Raw genomic sequence first — 604 nt, 5'->3', positions numbered from 1 at the left:
GCAGGCAGATGCTCTTGCTTTCGATGCTGATGATGGGCGGAGCAACAGTTGCCATCGGCTTGCTGCCTAATCACGCGGCAATAGGCATTTGGGCGCCCATACTCCTGGTGACCCTTCGATTCGTGCAGGGTTTGGGCGTCGGTGGGGAATGGGGAGGCGCAGTCCTGATGGCTGTGGAGTACTCCCCGAAGAACAAGCGCGCACTCTATGGGGCGTTCCCCCAAATGGGTCTGCCGATCGGTATCATTGCCGCAAATCTAGTCTTCGTCGTTGTCGCCAATATGACGAGTCCGGAAATGTTCAACGCCTGGGGATGGCGGATTCCCTTCCTACTCAGTGGTGCATTGGTTGGCGTCGCTCTCTACATTCGGTACAGCATTGAGGAATCACCGGTATTCGAAACTGCCCGTAAAGAAGAGAACGTTGCGCGCAATCCGCTGGGACTGCTCTTTCGGGAACATTTGTGGACAGTTTTGTTGGCTGGAGCGATTTCGATTGCCGCACCAGCCATCGGATACATCTACTCCGTGTATCTGCTGTCATACGGCACCAGTCAACTGGAGCTCACCCGCAATACCATGCTGGGAATCATCATCATTGGCGC

At 55.3% G+C, this 604-nt stretch carries 1 protein-coding gene; it reads left to right on the top strand.

Features of this window, described 5'->3' with window-relative positions; translation table 11 throughout:
* A partial coding sequence (locus B879_RS24290; protein ID WP_040401667.1) for an MFS transporter occupies positions 1-604 on the top strand: 604 nt, incomplete at both ends.

This window comes from Cecembia lonarensis LW9, from assembly GCF_000298295.1.
GTDB lineage: Bacteria > Bacteroidota > Bacteroidia > Cytophagales > Cyclobacteriaceae > Cecembia > Cecembia lonarensis.
The sequence above is the reverse complement of the archived record's forward strand: the minus strand, read 5'-3'. Positions and strand labels throughout refer to the sequence as shown.